Origin of the sequence: Calothrix sp. FACHB-168 (assembly GCF_963889195.1) — a bacterium.
In the GTDB taxonomy this organism is placed as follows: Bacteria; Cyanobacteriota; Cyanobacteriia; order Cyanobacteriales; family Nostocaceae; genus Aulosira; species Aulosira anomala_A.
Genome location: NZ_CAWPNJ010000061.1, coordinates 29,489 through 47,840 on the forward strand (window position 1 = coordinate 29,489; position 18,352 = coordinate 47,840).

The following is an 18,352-nucleotide window of genomic DNA, read 5'->3' on the forward strand; positions in this document are numbered from 1 at the left end:
CCCCTTGTTTAAGGGGGGTAGGGGGGATCGAATTTTATGCAACCTCACAAATAAATGATCTAACTATGCAAATATTTAATAATTGGAATATAGTTGCTAAAGGATGGTATATTGCCTGTCCTAGTAACGCATTATCTAACAAACAAACCAAATCCGTAGAAATTTGTGGACAAAAAATTGCTATCTTTCGCGGTGAAGATGGAAAAGTTAGGGCTTTAGATGCTTACTGTCCCCATTTAGGAACAGACTTAGGAATTGGAAATGTTGAAGGTAATTTAATTCGTTGTGCGTTTCATCATTGGGCGTTTGATGAAACAGGAATCTGTCAAAATATTCCTTGTCAATCAGAAATTCCCCAACAGGCGAAAATACAAGCTTACGCAACAGAAGAAAAGTATGGTTTTATTTGGATTTATCCCGAAGCTAAAGCACCTGAAGGGGTAGCTGATTTTGATGAATTAAAAGATAAAGAAATTATTGCCCAAGCTGATAAAGCATTTGAAAGAAGCTGCCATCATCATATTTGTATGATGAATGGAATTGACGCCCAACATTTAAAGACAATTCATCATTTAGATATCAAAATGGATTTGTCGTTACATCGTAGTCAATTAGGTACACAAATTGACTTTACAATGCGCGGACAATTTCCGCAAACGACATGGCGAGAAAGGTTAGGTAAAAAATTTCTCGGTTCGAGTTATGAATATTCCATGCGTTATGCAGATGGTTGTATCGGTTTGTTAACAATGATGAAAAAAGTTAAGCTGTTTCCACCGTTGCACATGTTATATGCATATACGCCAATTGCACCAGGAAAAACGCGGATTCAACCAATTTATGTCACCGCAAAACGTCGCGGAATTGGGGGATATTTGCTGAGTCGGTTTTTATTGTTGTGTACTCGCTGGGCTTATTACATGCTCCGAGATGAGGATGGTAAGATTTACGATAATATTCGCTTTCAGCCTAAATTACTTTTGAGCATCGATCGCCCATTAGCTCAGTATATCGAGTATGTGAATCAGCTAGAACCCTCTCGTTGGTCAGTTAGGGGCTAGGGTATTGAATGTGCGATCGCAACATCATACCCAATTCTACCAAAAATCAACCCCGTAGGGGCGGGGTTTCCCCGCCCTTGTGAACAATCCCCGCCCTTGTCAACAATCCCGCCCTTGCGAACAATCCCCATGTCAAAATCAATAACCATCGCATTTCCCAGTAACATAAATAACCATTTTTAAATCTGTCACATTCAACCGTAATCACAGCAATTTCCCCGATAGATTGTTAATGAAGAACATCCCCCTAATCGAGTTTAGGTAAAATCCACATAATGAAAAGCTGGCTGGTTCCGGTTCAAAAGCTGCAAAAGAGCGATCGCATAGCCATGTATGCATTGCTGAAAAATCATTTTCAAGGCGTTACCTGGCAAGGGTTTGAGGCTGATTTAGCGCGGAAAAACTGGGTATTGTTGTTAAGAGAAGAGATTACCAACAGTCTCAAAGGTTTTTCTACGCTCATGTTACAGTCTACAACGCTTGCTGGAGAGAAAATTACTGTAGTCTATTCCGGCGATACTATTGTCGATCCTAGTGCTTGGTCAAGTACAACTTTACCCCGTACCTGGATTGCGGCGGTAAATTTTCTCCGCGAATACTATACAGAAAATAAACTATACTGGCTGTTGATTTGCTCTGGTTTTCGTACCTATCGTTTTCTTCCTACATTTTGGCAAGATTTTTACCCCCGCTATGATATCCCCACCCCTAGCGATGTGAGCAATATCATGTCAACTTTGGCACAAGAATATTATGGCGATACATACGATCAAGCAACTGGTATCATTCGCTTTCAAAATCCGCAAATTCTGCGGGAAGGGTTAATTGAAATCCCCCCAGGAAGACAGACTAATCCCCACGTTCAATATTTTGAGCAAATCAATCCCGGCTATCGTCAAGGCGATGAATTAGTTTGTTTAACAGAAATCCGCTATGACAATCTTACCCGTGCTGGGCAACGGATGTGGCATTCGGAATCATTGTTAGAATTTTTCTTTGAATCTGCACTGATTTAACTTTTATGCATACTACCAGCCCACAGTTAATCTTTAATAATCCGCAACAATTTGTGCAAGGATGGTATTGGGCATTGCCATCCAAAAAATTAAAAGTTGGCAAAGTCAAAGCTGTAACCCTACTGGGTAGAAAACTAGCAATTTATCGCGGAAACAGTGGACAAGTAAAAGCGGTAGATGCGCATTGTCCCCACATGGGCGCACATTTAGCGGAAGGTAAAGTAGAAGGTGAGGGAATTCGTTGCTTTTTCCATAACTGGAAATACGATGAACAAGGAATCTGTGTAGATGTTCCTTCTCTGGAAAAACCCTTACCTGTATGTATCAAAACCTGGTCAACAGCCGAAAAATACGGGATGATTTGGGTATGGGTAGGAGAAGATTCGCCAACTGCGCTACCTTTTGTTCCAGAATTAGAGAATGTAGATTGTGATTATATATTAGGAACGCGATTTAGCAAAAATTGTCATCCTAACGTGTTATTGATTAATGCAATTGATGCTCATCACTTTAATACTGTACACAATCTGCCTTTAGAAATTGTCTTTGATGCTCAAGATTTTCACTCTCATGCTATTACCTTTAGCAACACAACCAGAGGTGGTGATGATTCTTTATTAATTCGCCTAATTCGTCCTTTATATAAAAAAGAAGTTACCTATAGCATGTGTTATTGGTATGGTAGTACGGGAACTGTGACATTAGGCCCAGATTTTCTACATTTCTACATTATTTTTGCCTTAAGAATGTTAGAAGATGGCAAAACTGAAGGACAAACAATTTTAGTCACTCCCAAGCGACGAGGATTTTTCGGCTGGGTTATTAATCGCTTGTTGCTGTGGTTAACGCAGCAGGTTGGTAACTACTTTGCTAAAGGCGATACACAAGTATTTCAAACAATTCAATTTGATTTAAAAACACCCACCAAAGCAGATCGTTCAATTCTGCAATTTATTCAGCACGTTAACCAACAAAAAGCTTTAACTTGGCAAACTTGGGAGAATAATTAGTCATTTGTCATTTGTCATTTGTCATTTGTCATTTGTCTTTCTTGTCCCCCAATACTGCTCGGTTAAGCTCAAAAACCTTAACCCGCGTAGGTTGGGTTGAGGAACGAAACCCAACATTTGGGTAGCTCTGTTGGGTTTCGCAGAGCCTCAACCCAACCTACAATTTTCCTTAACTAAATTGTTCGTGAAAATCTTCTCTGTGTTCTTTCTTCGTGTACTTTGTGTACTTCGCGGTTCGTTATAATCATTTTTTGTTCACAACCTATCTAGGATTGCTGTATAAATATGAACAACATTGCTGGACTAGATTTACCACATTTAAATGCTGACGATAAATTACGACGAATATTAACAGCAGCGTTACCCAATCACAGCGATAATTCTGCACAGCCATCCTTAGATTATTGGGATGCAAAATTTTTTAATTTACATCAAGTACAAATTTTTAAACAAGCAAGTATCGCGGAACAATCTGCAATACTTCATCTGACTAACCGCAGCATTTTTTTAGAATCTTATTTCATTGAAAAAGCTGGCGTTGGTTATATGGCAAAAATGGTATTGTTAGCGGAAACAGTTGAAGAGAGAATGCTATATGCATTATTTGCAGCTGATGAAGCTACCCACCTCAGCCAAATTGTTAATTTTTTACCAGAACTCGAAGCGAGTCACAGCAAAGATTCCTTTGTAAATTTACTCGCAGAAGTTGTTGAAAGTGCAGATAAAGCAGTATTGTTGTTTGTGTTGCAAGTGGTTTTAGAAGGATGGGGTTTAAGCCATTATCGCCGCTTGGCGAAAGAATGCCATCATCCTCAATTAAAAGAACTATTCGCTAGTTTTCTCCAAGCAGAATCTCGCCATCACGGTACGGGAACAATGCTATTTAACCGCTATCCTGTATCTGCATCGAGTCAAGCAGCAGCAATTGATATCTTAGCCTGCTTTCTCTCTATGATACAGGTAGGGCCGCAAAGTGTATTATCTGCGATTGAACAGGTAAAAGGAGATTTGACGCGATCGCAAAAAATTCAAATCATGACAGAATTGGATACACAAACCCACAGTGGTACTAGATTAGAGATATTGCGATCGCTTATGCATGGTAAATCAGCTGAGGCAATTGTTCAAGCTTTAGACGAACGCGGTGCATTTACAGCACTCCCAGCTTATCAATGCGTATTTTAATCAACGCAATTGCGATCGTGTAATATCTCCAAAATATGCGATTTATCAGTAAAACATGGCAATGGCATATCCCCGGAAGCCTCTAGCTTAACAAATCTTTGCCTTACTCATCTGGAAAGCGATTAACTTAACTTGATGATAAATATAGTAAGTTTCGCAAAAGTTCACACTGCTGTCAAATCAACATCAATCATGATTCATATCAGTCAAATATGATGATTCTGACTTCAGTTTATGAGAGTAAAGGTACAACCTATGAATGAATCTCACCGCATTATCAAAAATAACTTTCTTTATCCCCGCCATCGGTACTATGGTAAAATCACGCCAGAAAATTTAGTATTTAATGCGAATCTCCAAGAATTTTCGCAAAAAGTTAGTTACATTTCTTGTTTAGAAACCAACGGTAAACTTTCACCCGATGAAGCTTATCAGGAGATTAAAAAAGTTTGGAAGCAATTAAAAAAATCTAAAAGAGAATTAGGAATTACCGCCAATATCAACGATGATGACAACATTTACTAATCTGGCTTTTTAATTACCATTAGTTAATATGAAAGCCAAATCAGCAGCACGAGATAAATGTGGACAATGTCCTCCAGGTAATTCTATTGCATCTACCCCCAAACGCTTAGGTGCAGCATAGCGTGACCATACAGGCGAAATTATTTTATCATCAGTACAAAGAATATATTTACATTCGACATTCGGTAAAACTTTGAGAGGATTGGATTCAAAAATATATGCTAAAGATTGCTGTATACGTCTTTTGGAAATTGCCCATTCCATCACATCAAGTTGACAATCATTATAAAAAATTTCCTGCAATACTGCTTTATCTGTAAAATCTCTACCCACAGAAACCGGATTAAACATATCAGGTTCATCAGCAAATTCTGCGACTTGACTTAAATCTTTTGGCGCGTAGTTTAAAGCTTTGCGGCTATCAGCATCAAGAGTATGAGCAAATTGATCGATAGTACTAATTCCTGGGTAGGGAATCAACGCCGCTAGAAATATTAATTGACGTACTTTACGCGCTTCTGCAACTAAGGGAATAATAGTACCAGCCATAGAATGACCTACTAGTACAATATCATCATCAGTTTTTGGCAATGCTTGAATTACTCCATCAGCAAATTGTAATAAACTTGCAGACGCATCTTCAATCGGTAAATCCATTGCGACTGTTTGATGTCCTTGCGCTGTTAAATAAGGAATTAATAAATCCCAACACCAAGCGCCTTGAAAAGCACCATGAACTAAACAAAAAAGACTCATATAGTAATCCTATTTTAGTTGTGAACGATATCGGTTTTGGCTGTTGACTGTTGACTGTTGACTGTTAACATTCAATAACGATACATATAATATTTCAATTTTAGTATTAAAATATGGGGTATATAATACCCATTTTACATATAATTTTATATGTACTTCAAGAATCAAACATCAGTTAACATAAAAATGTATTTTTGTAGGTTGGGTTGAGGAACGTAGACGCGGAGCGGCTTCCCGCAGGGTAACCCAACATTTTTATAATTCTGTTAAGTTTGACTATGTTCAACCTAACCGACGATTATCGGTAATAGTAGCTTATTGATTTTTCTGTAATTTAAATTTAAATTAACAATCTCAATCATAATTTATGATTAATACTATTCAGCCATTATCAGACAACCCCACAACTTACCGCAAATTACAAATTAATCATAGCCGCAACAAACAGCAGGATCATACTGCATTAATGGATGCAGCCACAGCACAGTTTCGCTATACAGATTGTCAAAATGAATATTGGAATCCCGAAGAATTTTCTCTACTGTACGCTACACCCTTATGGGAACAATCTACCCCACATCAGCGCGTGATTTTAAATCAACTTTATTGGGTAGCATATTACTCGCAAATTGTTTCTGCTGAAATCGCCACTATTTATTTTAATCAAACCAGCGCCGCCGGACTTTACGCTCAAGAAGATTTTCGGTTAATTTGCGATACTTTAGATTTAGAATCTGCTCAAGAAAGAGCGCATATTAACGCTTTTCGCACCATCGCTAAACAAGTTGAACAAGCATTATTTGGGGAACATATCTTTACTTACCCCATGCGCGGCCCCTTTACAGAAACGATGGTTTATGCTGATACAAATGCCCTCAAAACTTGGTGGAAAAAAATCCAACTGCAATATTTTGGTTTGATTTCTGCTAATAATATATTTTTAGCATGTCAATATTTCACAGTCAGAGGAGTGCGAACACTAAATGGTAAATTAGTCCAGCACAAACTCAGCAATTATTATCAAAAGCATCCGCAGCAAGACACTGCACCTATCCCGGCAAAAATTTCTTATTATCACTTTTTAGATGAAAGCTTTCATTTTAATAGTTCGACAATCATCTCACACGATATCGTTACCCAACTCCCAACCCCGACAGCATTTGAGCGCTTAGTTGCTAATTTAGGCTTACTCGGATGTCAGCGCGATCATTTTCATTTTTCCGCAGCCATTAACGGGATTTTTTGGTACGATCCGGCGCTGTATAATCAAATTTATCGCGTATTGCGATCGCCAATTTTTTCTCTGAGCGATAAAGACGCCAAAGAAATGATGCGGCGCTGCTTTACAGAAGAGTCAGAAGGCTTACATCGCAGTTTTTCCACTCATCAAGAAGCAATGGCATCTTATAAAATATATGTAGAAAAACTCAATTATCTTTGGGAACGTAACCGGGAAATGTCACTCATGGGTGCTAATTCCATTCCTCGCTATTTAGCAACTCAACAAAGAGCATTTCAACGCTTCCAACAGCATCAAAGTGAAAATTCACCGGAATTTGCAGCCATGAATAGATAATTTAAAACAGGCTCAACCTTGTATATCAGCTATTAGAAGGATTACCACCAATCGACACAAATCTTAATCTATATATTTGCTAAAACAAAAGTCATTTACATAATTTTTATCAGAAGATATGTCAGAGACTATAACTGGACATTAAAGAGGTAAGGATCGTGCATAAAGAATATATGGAAGTTTTAGAAACATTAATCGATCAATTGACATTATCCGCAATTCTAGAAATGTCAGAGCGTATATGCCACAAAAAAGCCGAAAATATGAGAACCCATTGGCAAGATGAAGCAGCAGCAAAGCGTTGGGAAAAAGCCGCTAGACAGATAGAACAGATAAATATTGATGTTTAATTAATTAAGCAATATATTGTAGGGTTACGGCATTAAAAAACCATATACACCAAAAAATTCTTTTTGCCCTATCCCTACAATATCTCTTAACTAAGACCATATTAAATTATAAATAATTTCCCAACTTGTAGGGGCAAGGCAGTGCCTTGCCCTAAACCTCGCGATATGTTTAGTATTTCTTATTTAAAGGATGTTAGCAAACCATGCTTAACAAAAATTTTTAATTGTTTGAATATTTATATATGTCTGAACTTTGTAAAATATCCTTTCCCGGAACTGATTACCCTCCCCTAAATCTCCAACCGCATCAAAATTTATCCGAGCATTTAACCATTCAAAATTCACCTGTATTATTTGGTTGTCGCACGGGTATTTGCGGAACTTGTTTAATTGAAGCAATTGGTGATATTCCTCCCCCTCAACCCGATGAACAAGAAATGCTAGATACATTCGCACCGAATAATCCCCATGCTCGATTAGCTTGTCAGCTTGAACTTACAGCTAATGTTGAAATTCGCAAACTGGAACATAGTCAAGGATAATCGTTCCATAGCAGTTAAAATAATATTTATAAAGCCTAAGTCTATAGCAATTAATTATTATGCGAATTCAGCAAATTTCTGTTAGTGGCTTATTTGGACTTTTTGATCATGTAATTCCCTTGAATATGGATGAGCGTATAACTATCATTCATGGGCCTAATGGTTTTGGTAAAACAGCAATATTGAAAATTTTGAATGCTTTTTTTAACAACAGATATTCAGAATTATTAAGTATACCTTTCAAAAAATGTCAACTTCAATTTGATGACAATAGTAATCTTGAAATCGTAAAAAATACGGATGCACTGGAAGAAATTGATAATAATATTATTTTTAATTTTAATAAATCTAACATAGAGTCAGTTTCTTATTCTACAAAAACAATAAATTCTCGTTCTTATGCACAAAAATTTCCAGTTAGTATATTGGAAGATTTTATTCCAGGCTTAACAAGAATATCTTCTGAAAAATGGTTATACATTCCTACGGAAGAATCTCTTTCATTCACAGAAGTTTTAGAGCGATTTCGGCATTTCTTACCTTTGAGTTCTATCCCAAAAGAAGAACCAGAGTGGTTAGATACATTGAAGAAAAAGATTCATATCCGCCTTATAGAATCGCAAAGGTTACTAAACTTTGTTCCTAGTCTTTCTCCCAGATTAGATTATAAAACTCCTACAATGTTATCCACTGTATCTGCATATTCTGATGAGCTTGCCAAGCTGATGCAAGATAAGTTCAAGGAATATGGCACTATATCTCAATCTCTTGATAGAACTTTTCCGGTTAGGGTTGTAAAACAACAGCCATCAACAGAGTTAACAGATGAACAACTTCGTCATCAATTCAATGAATTGGAAGCTACTCGCTCTCGGTTGATAGAAGTAGGCTTGTTAGATAAAAATGAAGACTCGGAATTCCAAATTCAACCTCAAGACATAGATGAAAGCACCAAAAATGCTTTATCTGTCTATGTTGAAGATGTGGAAAAGAAGTTAAACGTTTTTACTGATATAGCAAGCAAGATAGATTTATTAAGAAGAATTATTAATAATAAATTTGCGTATTCTTACAAAGAAATAAATTTTAGCAAGGATAAAGGATTTATTTTCACAACCTGTTATGATTCCTCGTTATCTAATTCAAAAACTCTTGCACCTACAGATTTATCATCTGGCGAACAACACGAGCTAGTTCTTTTATATGAACTATTATTTAAAGTTAAACCTAATTCTTTAGTTTTGATTGATGAGCCGGAGTTATCGCTCCATGTTGGCTGGCAAGTTCAGTTTTTAAAAGACTTACAAGAAATCACAAAGCTTGCTGATTTAGATATTCTCATGGCGACTCATTCACCAGATATTATTCAAGATCGCTGGGATTTAACGGTTGAACTAAAAGGGCCAGGAAAGTGAGAGAGTTTCTGACAGTTGACCGTGTTGCAAATCAGATTAGACTCCGACGCAGTACTTATTCAGGAACTTTCTTATTAGTTGAAGGCAGTTCTGATAAAACTTTCTATGAGCGATTTGTTGATAAATTAGCTTGTACCTTAGTCACTACTTCTGGAAACCCTTCTAGTAAGCAGCGTGCTATTGAAATTTTAGAAATTTTAGCAAAATCAAATTTTCAGGGAGTGTTAGCGATTGTTGATGCAGATTTTGACCGATTGCAAAATGTCGCATACAACCATCCGCATCTACTCCGCACCGATAGTCACGATTTAGAAACTATGTTAATTCAGTCACCTGCTCTGGAAAAAGTAGTTGCTGAATTTGGTTCTGAGGATAAAATTTCTCATTTTAATCGAGATATTAGAGAAGTATTATTTTCATTAGGTGCTTCAGTAGGTTATTTACGTTATATTTCTCAGTCTGATAAATTGAATTTAACCTTTGAAGGAATTACATTCAGCAGATTTATTGATGAAAAAACATGGCAATTTAATGAATTGAGACTAATTCAAGAAATCAAAAATAAATCTCAAGCTTTTTACTTGAAAGACGAAGAAATTCAAAAACGCTTAATCAGCGAAAAAAGCAATAATTATGATTATTCACAAGTTTGTTGTGGTCATGACCTAGTAGAAATATTATCAGTTGGTTTACGCAAGGTTATTGGGACTAATAAAGCGGCTGATATTGAAGCGAACAGCCTTGAACGCAATTTACGGCTGGCTTATGAAACAGTGTACTTTTGCAAAACTCAGTTGTATTCTGAAATTCGCCTGTGGGAAACCAATAATCAACCTTTTAAAGTTTTGCAGAATGACGTATAAGACTTTTCAAATTATCCCTAATATCTATTATGCAATTTGCAGATTTTTGGTATATTGTCGCACTTAGCGAACAGCTACGACCTAACACAGTACTAGCGCGATCGCTTCTAGGCGAGTGGCTCGCAATATTTCGTGACGAAAATGGACAAGCTGTGGCTTTGCGCGATCGCTGTTTGCATCGCAATAGTCGTCTGTCTACTGGTAAAGTATGTCAAGGTGCTTTGCAATGTCCTTATCATGGTTGGCTATACGATCGCAATGGTAAAGTCATAGCTGTACCTGCTGAAGGCGATGATTTTCAACCTTCTTTGCAGCGTCAAGCCAAGGGTTACCCTACCAAAGAACAGGATGGATATATATATGTGCGGTTAGCCGATAACCCCACTGAAGACTTTGCACCCTTTTCTATGCCTTATTATGGACAACCAGGTTGGGAAACGGTGCGGGTAATTAATCGGTTTGCGAATAACGTCACCAATTGCGCAGAGAATTTTATTGATATTCCCCACACAGCTTTTGTGCATCCTGGCGTATTTCGTACTGCTCGCCAGCAAAAGTTAGAAATGACTGTAGAACGAGAAAATGGTGCAGTTTTAGTAGAATATCGCCATGAAACTAGTAATTTAGGCTGGTATAGCCGTTTTCTGAATCTTCAAGGTGCAGAGATTAAACATTGCGATCGCTTTTACATGCCCAATATTACCTCTGTAGAATATCAAATGGGAGCGAATCGCCATTTATTCATCACCAGTCAATCTATCCCCGAAAGCGATAACTCAACTCTAGTTTACACTGATGTTACGTATAACTACGGTATATGGAATAAGTTAGCGCGTCCCTTGGTATGGTGGACAGCACAACATATTATCAGTCAAGATATTGATATTTTAGGCACTCAAGGCGAAGTGATTGGTAAATATGGCACACACTTTGCTAATACGGCTGCGGATACAATTCATGTATTTGTGGAATCAATTCGAGATGCGATCGCGCGCGGCGAAGATCCGCGATTATTACCCAATAAATCGGTAAAAGTTACCTTTTGGGTTTAATTGGCAATTCGCATAAATTCCTGATATTTAATTGGTATAATTTGTCATTGGACGATTGACTATTGACTCTGGACTATTAATAAATATAACCTTAGCCCAAGGAGTATCAAAAGCTCATGATTTCCTTATACACTACACCATCTATTTGGGGTCTACCAAGTATTAGTCCTGCTTGTATGAAACTAGAAACCTGGTTTCGGATAGCAAATATTTCTTATGAAACTTTGGTGCTGACAGCGAATGATATAGAATTAGCGCCTAAAGGCAAAATGCCCTTTATTAAATATCAAGGAAAGATAATAGGCGATTCGACTTTAATTATCGAAATGTTGAAGGAGAAAGAAGGAATAGATCTCGATAAAAGTTTAACTGCTACTGAGCGAGCTATTTCTCTTGCTTTTCGGCGAATGCTGAAAGAAAATACTTACTGGGGAATGGCTTATATTCGTTACAATGTAGAAGCAAATTGGCAAATCTATCAAGAAGTATTAGCTAATATGCTCTTTGGTGATACTCCCAAAGCAGAATGGGAACCTATAGTTGCAGAATTTGCTAATAGTACTCGCGCTCAGATATATACTCAAGGAATGGGTCGTCATACGAATGAGGAAATCTGCCAAATTATCACAGCTGATTTTCAAGCACTTTCTGATTTTCTAGCAGACAAACCATTTTTTATGGGAGCAGAAGCAACAACTTTAGATGCTACTGCTTATGCTTATGTAGGTAATACAATTAAACTTCCTTTGACGCATTCAATAATTGATAATGTGCGCAAAATGGATAATCTTTGTCAGCATTATGAACGGATGACACAGCGATTTTATCGCGATCGCCTCGTACCAGTGCCATGAATTATGGCGCATTCGTAAGGAAAATTAACTTTTGTGAGGTATTTATGAGATATTACCTAAATAATCACCCTCATAAATGAATCAACTACAGGGAAGGCGATGATAGCTGAATACAATTATGTTGTCATTGGTGCAGGTTCGGCAGGCTGTGTAGTAGCTAACCGCCTCACAGAAGACGGCGAAACTACAGTGTTACTGTTAGAAGCTGGCGATAGAGATACCAAACCAGAGATTCAATTTCCCATCGCCTGGCCAAAATTGTGGGGTACAGAAATAGATTGGGCATATTTTACTGAACCGGAACCATACCTGAATGGGCAAAAAATCTTTTGTCCCCGTGGTAAAGTTCTTGGTGGATGCAGTTCGATTAATGCCACAATTTATATCCGGGGTAATCGTGACGATTTTGACCATTGGCAGAATTTAGGTAATCCTGGTTGGAGTTATGCAGATGTTTTGCCATACTTCAAAAAATCCCAGAACCAACAACGAGGCGCATCGGAATTTCACGCAGTTGGGGGAGAATTATCTATTACCGATCCTCTCGCGCCAAGTGCGATCGCGCAACAATTTATCGCAGCAGCCACAGAACTAGGTTATCATCGCAATCCTGATTTTAATGGCGCACAACAGCATGGTGCAGGACTTTATCAGCTGACAGTCAAAGATGGTCAACGCCATAGTACAGCAGCCGCGTTTCTAGCGCCAATTCTCCATCGCCCAAATTTAACCACCACCACAAAAGCTTTAGTCACCCGGTTACTGTTTGAAGGTACGCGCACCGTAGGCGTAGAATATCTGCATGAGGGTAAATTACATCAAGTAAGGGTAAATCAAGAAGTAATTCTTTGTGCAGGTGCCTTTGATACCCCCAAATTACTCATGTTATCTGGAATTGGGGATGGTGAAAAATTGCGATCGCTAGATATTCCTGTAGTTGTTGATTTACCAGGAGTCGGTCAGAATTTGCAAGATCATCCCCTAGTTCTACTAGGATACCAAGCAACTCAAGTACCAGAAATCGCCCCAACCAGCAACATAGCCGAAGCTGGATTATTTTTACATAGTGAAGGACGTTTAGATACAGCACCAGATTTGCAGTTTTTCTGTGGCCCCGCTTTGTTAGTACCTCCAGCCTACATGCGCGAAGTCCCTGGTTTCACAATTGCAGCTTGTCTCATGCGTCCCGAAAGTCGAGGTTATGTGAGTCTGCGTTCCGCTTCACCCCATGACTCCCCCCTCATTCAGATGAACTATTTGCAAAGTCAATCAGACCTGCAAAAGTTCGTTGCGGGAATTAAAATTATCCGTGAGTTATTCCAGTCAAAAGCATTTGATAACATCCGAGATGAAGAAATCGCGCCGGGTGTTAATGCATCTAGCGATGAAGCACTGCAAGCTTATGTGAGGGAAGCTTGTGATACAACACATCATCCAGTGGGTACTTGTAAAATGGGAACTGATCCCTTAGCAGTTGTAGATCCGCAATTGCGAGTACATGGTGTTGAAGGTTTGCGGGTGGTTGATGCCTCAATTATGCCTACAATTACCACCGGCAACACTAATGCACCAACAATTATGATTGGAGAGAAAGCTGCCGATTTAATTAAATCTGCAAATAATGTGAGAGAAGAATTATTAATTCGTAATTCATAATTCGTAATTAATTCAAGATACGCGCTTTGGGGCATGGCAGTGCCCATAGGTGTCAACTTAAGTTCTCTGGCTTACCCAACAAACCGCCCACAGGCTGTAAGCCTGGGGCTAACGTTACAAAGCCCACCTATGTGGGCTAAATTTTCTTAGCCCACGCAGGTGGGCTTTGTTCAATTAGCCGCACCCTTCTAGGGTGACGGCGGTTTATTGGGTAAGCGAGGGGTTGGGGATGAGGATAAAACCTTATCAACCAAAAGGGTTTCGCGTTAAGTTGACACGTATGAGCAGTGCCATGCCCCTACGGTATTTGGCTTTGATTAAAGATTAAATTATTTATAATAAAATTGTACGGCAAGTATAAATAAAAAGTAGAAATTATTTAATAAAATATGCAAAACCTGGCACAAATTATAATTTTTATAGCTTTTATAGGATTACTTGGATGGACAATTAGCAATCCATTTGAGAGGGAACAGCTACAATTAAAAAGCCGAGAAGATTGGCTCATAGATGGGATAGGATTAACGATTCAAGGCATTTTCATTCCCTTGTTACAAGCTACTCTAGTGTATTGGCTATATCATTATTTACTTCCTAATCAACAAGGAATGATAAAATTATCACCAATTATTAGTTTGATTATTAGTTTGATTATCGTAGATTATTTATATTATTGGAACCATCGGTTATTGCATAGTAAATTTTTCTGGTCATTGCATCAAGTACATCATACAGTAACGCAGATGGATGTATTAGGTACTTCGCGTAATACAGCTTGGACAAGTTTTCTCATCATTTATTTATGGATACATCCTTTATTTTTGTATTTATTAGCAAATCCAACAGCTTATTTACTAGGAGTTAGCCTAACTTCTGCCCTAGATTTATGGCGACATAGCCGATTAATAATTTCTCCAAATAACTGGCTATATAAATTTGTTTCTTCTTGGTTAATCCTCCCCCAGGATCATGCTTGGCATCATTGCAGCGAAATTTATAATTGCAACTATGGTGCAAATTTCAAATTGTGGGATAAATTACATGGTACTTATTATGAAAATCAAGAGTTACCATCTAAAATCGGAATTTTTACTTCATTAACCTTGAGTCAAAAACTTTTATTCCCTTTTTCATAAAAGCAAGGTAGCACTTCCTCAGCAATATTGTTCTACAGCGATTGACTAATAACTTCCCCTTCTACATCGTAAATCATCAGGTGTAATGGCTTTATGCGATCGCTCCTACTTCTGTAACCTCATACTACAGAAATAATTTTCAAAAATTTTCCCAAAAACTGCGTAAAAGCTTCCCATCTCCTTCGTAGAAGGGTTTAAAGAGGTTGGGGAGCAATTACCATGCATCGATAAAAGTCGAATATATTCCCGCGAAAAGCTCGCTAACAGGGATATTTTACCGCGTGGTGTTGCGTTGCTCGCGTCGAAGGTGCAAATTTCCCAAAGCTCAAACAACCATTTACCCTACAGTATTCTATGTATCTATGATGACAACAAAATACCAAGCATTCGAGGTTGAGCAGGAGATTTCGATGGATGATGATTTAGATTTACAGTTGCGTCAGCTAGTTTACGCAGCACAAAACCATCCCCAAAAAAGTGCAGAACGTCGAAAAATATTGAATAAATTAATTACCAAAATCCAGCAATCCAAGAAATTAAAAAGGTTTACACGCTGGCATAATTTACCTGATTTTCAAGAGATTTATCACGAAGCTGAAGCAAAAACCTATCTAGAGATTTGCAAAAATATTGATAATTATCAGCCAGAATATAAGGTAATGGCTTGGGTGAATCAGGTATTTAATTGGCGATTTCACGATGTTTTAAGACAATACAGAAATCAACCCAAAATATTATCTCTTGATGAGTTAGAGAGTTGTCAGAGTGACTCAGATAAATCTTTGAGTAAAGAGTTATCTAGAGTTGGACAAGAACTCAAAGATAAACTGGTTTCTGAGACTGAAGATGAATTGGAATTATCAACGACCAAAAATTTCATCAAGAATGATCCAGAAGGACTTTTACAAAATACTTATATTGGTGAAGATAAAAATGCCAATTTACAGAAAGTCATATTAATGAGATTAAATAATGATAAATGGGAAGATATATCTCAAAAATTAGGTCATCCGATATCAAGGCTATCTGAGCTATATCAACGCAATATTAAAAAGCGTAAAATTATCGACTATTTTCGTAAATATTTACAATAAATCGGACATTAGACCGAACATTAATTCTCAATCATTCACTCTTGCACAAACATATTCAGGACAATTATGAACACTAAGCACGAACAAACATCTTTTACAATTCCTCTGAGTATAGAAGCTCATGCAAAGGCGAATCAACGCAAACAAGGAATATCAAATACTGAGGATGGGAAAAAAATATATCTCAATACTTTAGCTGTGTATGCGGTCAATTATTATCTTGATTGTATGGGGTTTGAAACTAATTGGTCAAATGCAGATAATAGTAATCCGTGGATGCTAAGTTTAATTGATTTAGCTGATTTGGAAGTAAAAAATATTGGTAAAATCGAATGTCGTCCGGTGTTACCAGATGCGGAATATTTGGAAATTCCCACCGAGGTAAGAGCAGATAGAATTGCATATATCGCAGTGCAGTTTAATCAGTCTTTGAGAGAAGCCAAAATTTTAGGGTTCACTACTCAACAACTAGCAAGAATACATTTAAGTCAATTACAACCTGTTGATGATTTACTCGATTATTTAACAGCAAAAGAAGCAACTGCAAAAGTCAATATTAGAGAATGGATGAAAGGGGTATTTACAGAAGGTTGGTTAAACGTGGAAGAAATCTTTAACCCACGAGAACTGAGTTTTAGATTCGCTAGAAATTTTAGTGTAACGAGGTGCAAAAAAGTTGATATTGGTTTGCAGTTAAATGGCGAGTCTGTGGTTTTGCTTGTCAAGTTAAATCCCAAAAATCAAGAGATAATTGATGGGGAAAATCAAAATCAGGGCGAAATAGATATTATTGTACAAGTTCATCCTGATCGAGAGAAAAGTGTTGCTTTAGCTCCAGGATTAAAATTGGTTGTTAATGATGAAAATGGAAAAGAAGTAGATGCTGTTACTTCTCGACAGCATGATGATTGGGTGGAGATTACATTAAGTGCAGAATTAAATGAGGAATTTAGTGTTGAGATAATTTTAGGTGAGTCGAAAGTGACCCAGGAATTTGTTGTATGATAATTAAAAATTTCTATCAATTTCTGGTTTATATGCTCTGTATGGGAACATCATAAAACAGGCTTTGCATCGTAAATTGTTTTTTAAAGTAGTGGGAGCATCTTGCTCCCTATTGATAATAGCGGGAATCCTTCCTATTGGTAGTAGTGGGAATCCTTCCTATTGATAATAGCGGGAATCCTCTTTATTGGTAGTAGCGGGCAAGATGCCCGCACTACTACAGGTTGTGATATGGATGAGATTTAAATCAAATAGATTAGGTTATATCACCTATGAAAAAGCTGGTTATTTTAAAATTTGATGGCAATTTTGAATCAGGGTTTCAAGTTAATTTAGAAATCGCAAATGAAGGACAACGCGCTTACCGAACCACCACAGCTAAGTTACCAGAAAATATTACGATTCCGCAATTATTAAATACCTGGCACGAAATATATTACAGTCGCTACAGTCAATTTAGGATTAAATCTGGGGGGAGTCGTCAGGTTGATCTGGAATCTTTAAAGCAAGAATGTACGAGAGAATCTATCAACTTACTTGCTAGTTTTAATCAATGGCTGAATGCACAATCTTTTATTTCTATTGCTAATTCTCTCAAAGAATTCAATCCCCAAGATGAAATCAGAATCATAATTACGACTTCTTGTCATGAATTACGTCAGCTACCTTGGCATTTGTGGGAGGTTTTAATTAATTTTACTTTGGTAGAAGTGGCTTTAAGTTCGCCAAATTCAGAACGGAGAGAACGAGCATATCGAGAAAAAATTAGAATTTTAATTATTTTGGGGGATAGTTCAAATATTGATATTGAAGCTGATAAAAAGCTGCTACATAATTTTTGTGGTGATGATGCGGAAATTGTCTTATTACAACAACCATCACGGGAGGACTTAAATCATTATCTGCAAGATGATTTGGGTTGGGATATGTTGTTTTTCTCTGGACATTCTCAAACCCAGAACCCCACCCCCAACCCCCTCCCCGCAAGCGAGGAGGGGGCTAAGAGGATGATGCAGGGGAGGATTTATATAAATCATCACGACAGTTTAACGATGGGGGAATTGCGGGATGCTTTGCAAGTAGCGATACAAAAACGCTTGCAAATTGCATTTTTTAATTCTTGCGATGGTTTGGGGATTGCTTATGAGTTGGAACAATTGCATATTCCCCAGGTAATTGTGATGCGGGAACCTGTACCGGATAAGGTAGCACAGGAGTTTTTGAAGTATTTTCTGCAAGAGTTTACTGGTGGAAAG

Annotated in this window: 18 protein-coding genes; 17 read left to right on the forward strand and 1 reads right to left on the reverse strand. The window is 37.6% G+C overall.

Annotated features, from left to right (window positions below):
• The first annotated feature begins 65 nt into the window (after positions 1-65).
• The 5 genes from AACW45_RS30310 (at position 66) to AACW45_RS30330 (ending at position 4,797) form a co-directional block, all read left to right on the forward strand.
• Positions 66-1,061, forward strand: coding sequence for an aromatic ring-hydroxylating oxygenase subunit alpha (locus AACW45_RS30310; RefSeq protein ID WP_190636843.1), 996 nt, complete (start codon positions 66-68; stop codon positions 1,059-1,061).
• Positions 1,062-1,336: 275 nt separating this feature from the next.
• Positions 1,337-2,077, forward strand: a complete 741-nt coding sequence (locus AACW45_RS30315) for a hypothetical protein (protein WP_190636845.1) — start codon at positions 1,337-1,339, stop codon at positions 2,075-2,077.
• 5 nt (positions 2,078-2,082) lie between these two features.
• On the forward strand, positions 2,083-3,087 hold the full coding sequence (locus AACW45_RS30320) for an aromatic ring-hydroxylating dioxygenase subunit alpha (RefSeq protein ID WP_190636847.1): 1,005 nt from the start codon (positions 2,083-2,085) through the stop codon (positions 3,085-3,087).
• Positions 3,088-3,372: 285 nt separating this feature from the next.
• Positions 3,373-4,272, forward strand: coding sequence for a ferritin-like domain-containing protein (locus AACW45_RS30325; protein WP_190636849.1), 900 nt, complete (start codon positions 3,373-3,375; stop codon positions 4,270-4,272).
• Between the two features lie 255 nt (positions 4,273-4,527).
• The gene (locus AACW45_RS30330) at positions 4,528-4,797 is read left to right on the forward strand and encodes a DUF7219 family protein (RefSeq protein WP_190636850.1); all 270 of its coding nucleotides are present in this window, start codon (positions 4,528-4,530) and stop codon (positions 4,795-4,797) included.
• Between the two features lie 9 nt (positions 4,798-4,806).
• On the opposite strand, the gene AACW45_RS30335 is transcribed toward AACW45_RS30330, so the two are convergent.
• Positions 4,807-5,553 (reverse strand): alpha/beta hydrolase, encoded by a 747-nt coding sequence (locus AACW45_RS30335; RefSeq protein ID WP_190636852.1) that lies wholly within the window; start codon positions 5,551-5,553, stop codon positions 4,807-4,809.
• Positions 5,554-5,920: 367 nt separating this feature from the next.
• Here AACW45_RS30335 and AACW45_RS30340 point away from each other — a divergent pair, with 367 nt between their 5' ends.
• From AACW45_RS30340 to AACW45_RS30395, 12 genes are all read left to right on the forward strand, one after another.
• On the forward strand, positions 5,921-7,129 hold the full coding sequence (locus AACW45_RS30340) for a P-aminobenzoate N-oxygenase AurF (RefSeq protein WP_190636854.1): 1,209 nt from the start codon (positions 5,921-5,923) through the stop codon (positions 7,127-7,129).
• Between the two features lie 158 nt (positions 7,130-7,287).
• Positions 7,288-7,479, forward strand: coding sequence for a hypothetical protein (locus AACW45_RS30345; RefSeq protein WP_096647469.1), 192 nt, complete (start codon positions 7,288-7,290; stop codon positions 7,477-7,479).
• 242 nt (positions 7,480-7,721) lie between these two features.
• The gene (locus AACW45_RS30350; protein WP_190636856.1) at positions 7,722-8,021 is read left to right on the forward strand and encodes a 2Fe-2S iron-sulfur cluster binding domain-containing protein; all 300 of its coding nucleotides are present in this window, start codon (positions 7,722-7,724) and stop codon (positions 8,019-8,021) included.
• 59 nt (positions 8,022-8,080) lie between these two features.
• The gene (locus tag AACW45_RS30355) at positions 8,081-9,436 is read left to right on the forward strand and encodes an AAA family ATPase (RefSeq protein WP_190636858.1); all 1,356 of its coding nucleotides are present in this window, start codon (positions 8,081-8,083) and stop codon (positions 9,434-9,436) included.
• Positions 9,433-10,299 carry a DUF4435 domain-containing protein gene (locus AACW45_RS30360; RefSeq protein WP_190636860.1) on the forward strand — a complete coding sequence of 289 codons (867 nt, stop codon included), beginning with the start codon at positions 9,433-9,435 and terminating at the stop codon, positions 10,297-10,299. The genes AACW45_RS30355 and AACW45_RS30360 overlap by 4 nt, the downstream gene beginning before the upstream one ends.
• A 29-nt stretch (positions 10,300-10,328) precedes the next feature.
• Positions 10,329-11,351 (forward strand): aromatic ring-hydroxylating dioxygenase subunit alpha, encoded by a 1,023-nt coding sequence (locus AACW45_RS30365; protein ID WP_190636862.1) that lies wholly within the window; start codon positions 10,329-10,331, stop codon positions 11,349-11,351.
• A gap of 116 nt (positions 11,352-11,467) precedes the next feature.
• Complete coding sequence (locus AACW45_RS30370; protein WP_190636864.1) at positions 11,468-12,205, forward strand: glutathione S-transferase family protein; 738 nt, start codon at positions 11,468-11,470, stop codon at positions 12,203-12,205.
• A gap of 99 nt (positions 12,206-12,304) precedes the next feature.
• Positions 12,305-13,861 carry a GMC family oxidoreductase gene (locus AACW45_RS30375; RefSeq protein ID WP_199331272.1) on the forward strand — a complete coding sequence of 519 codons (1,557 nt, stop codon included), beginning with the start codon at positions 12,305-12,307 and terminating at the stop codon, positions 13,859-13,861.
• A 389-nt stretch (positions 13,862-14,250) separates the two neighbouring features.
• A complete protein-coding gene (locus AACW45_RS30380) occupies positions 14,251-14,997 on the forward strand; it encodes a sterol desaturase family protein (protein WP_190636867.1) in 747 nt (248 codons plus the stop codon).
• 362 nt (positions 14,998-15,359) lie between these two features.
• Positions 15,360-16,091 (forward strand): hypothetical protein, encoded by a 732-nt coding sequence (locus tag AACW45_RS30385; protein ID WP_242045796.1) that lies wholly within the window; start codon positions 15,360-15,362, stop codon positions 16,089-16,091.
• A gap of 66 nt (positions 16,092-16,157) precedes the next feature.
• Positions 16,158-17,096 carry a DUF1822 family protein gene (locus tag AACW45_RS30390; RefSeq protein ID WP_190636868.1) on the forward strand — a complete coding sequence of 313 codons (939 nt, stop codon included), beginning with the start codon at positions 16,158-16,160 and terminating at the stop codon, positions 17,094-17,096.
• 272 nt (positions 17,097-17,368) lie between these two features.
• On the forward strand, positions 17,369-18,352 hold a 984-nt coding region (locus tag AACW45_RS30395; protein WP_190636870.1), incomplete at its 3' end, for a CHAT domain-containing protein.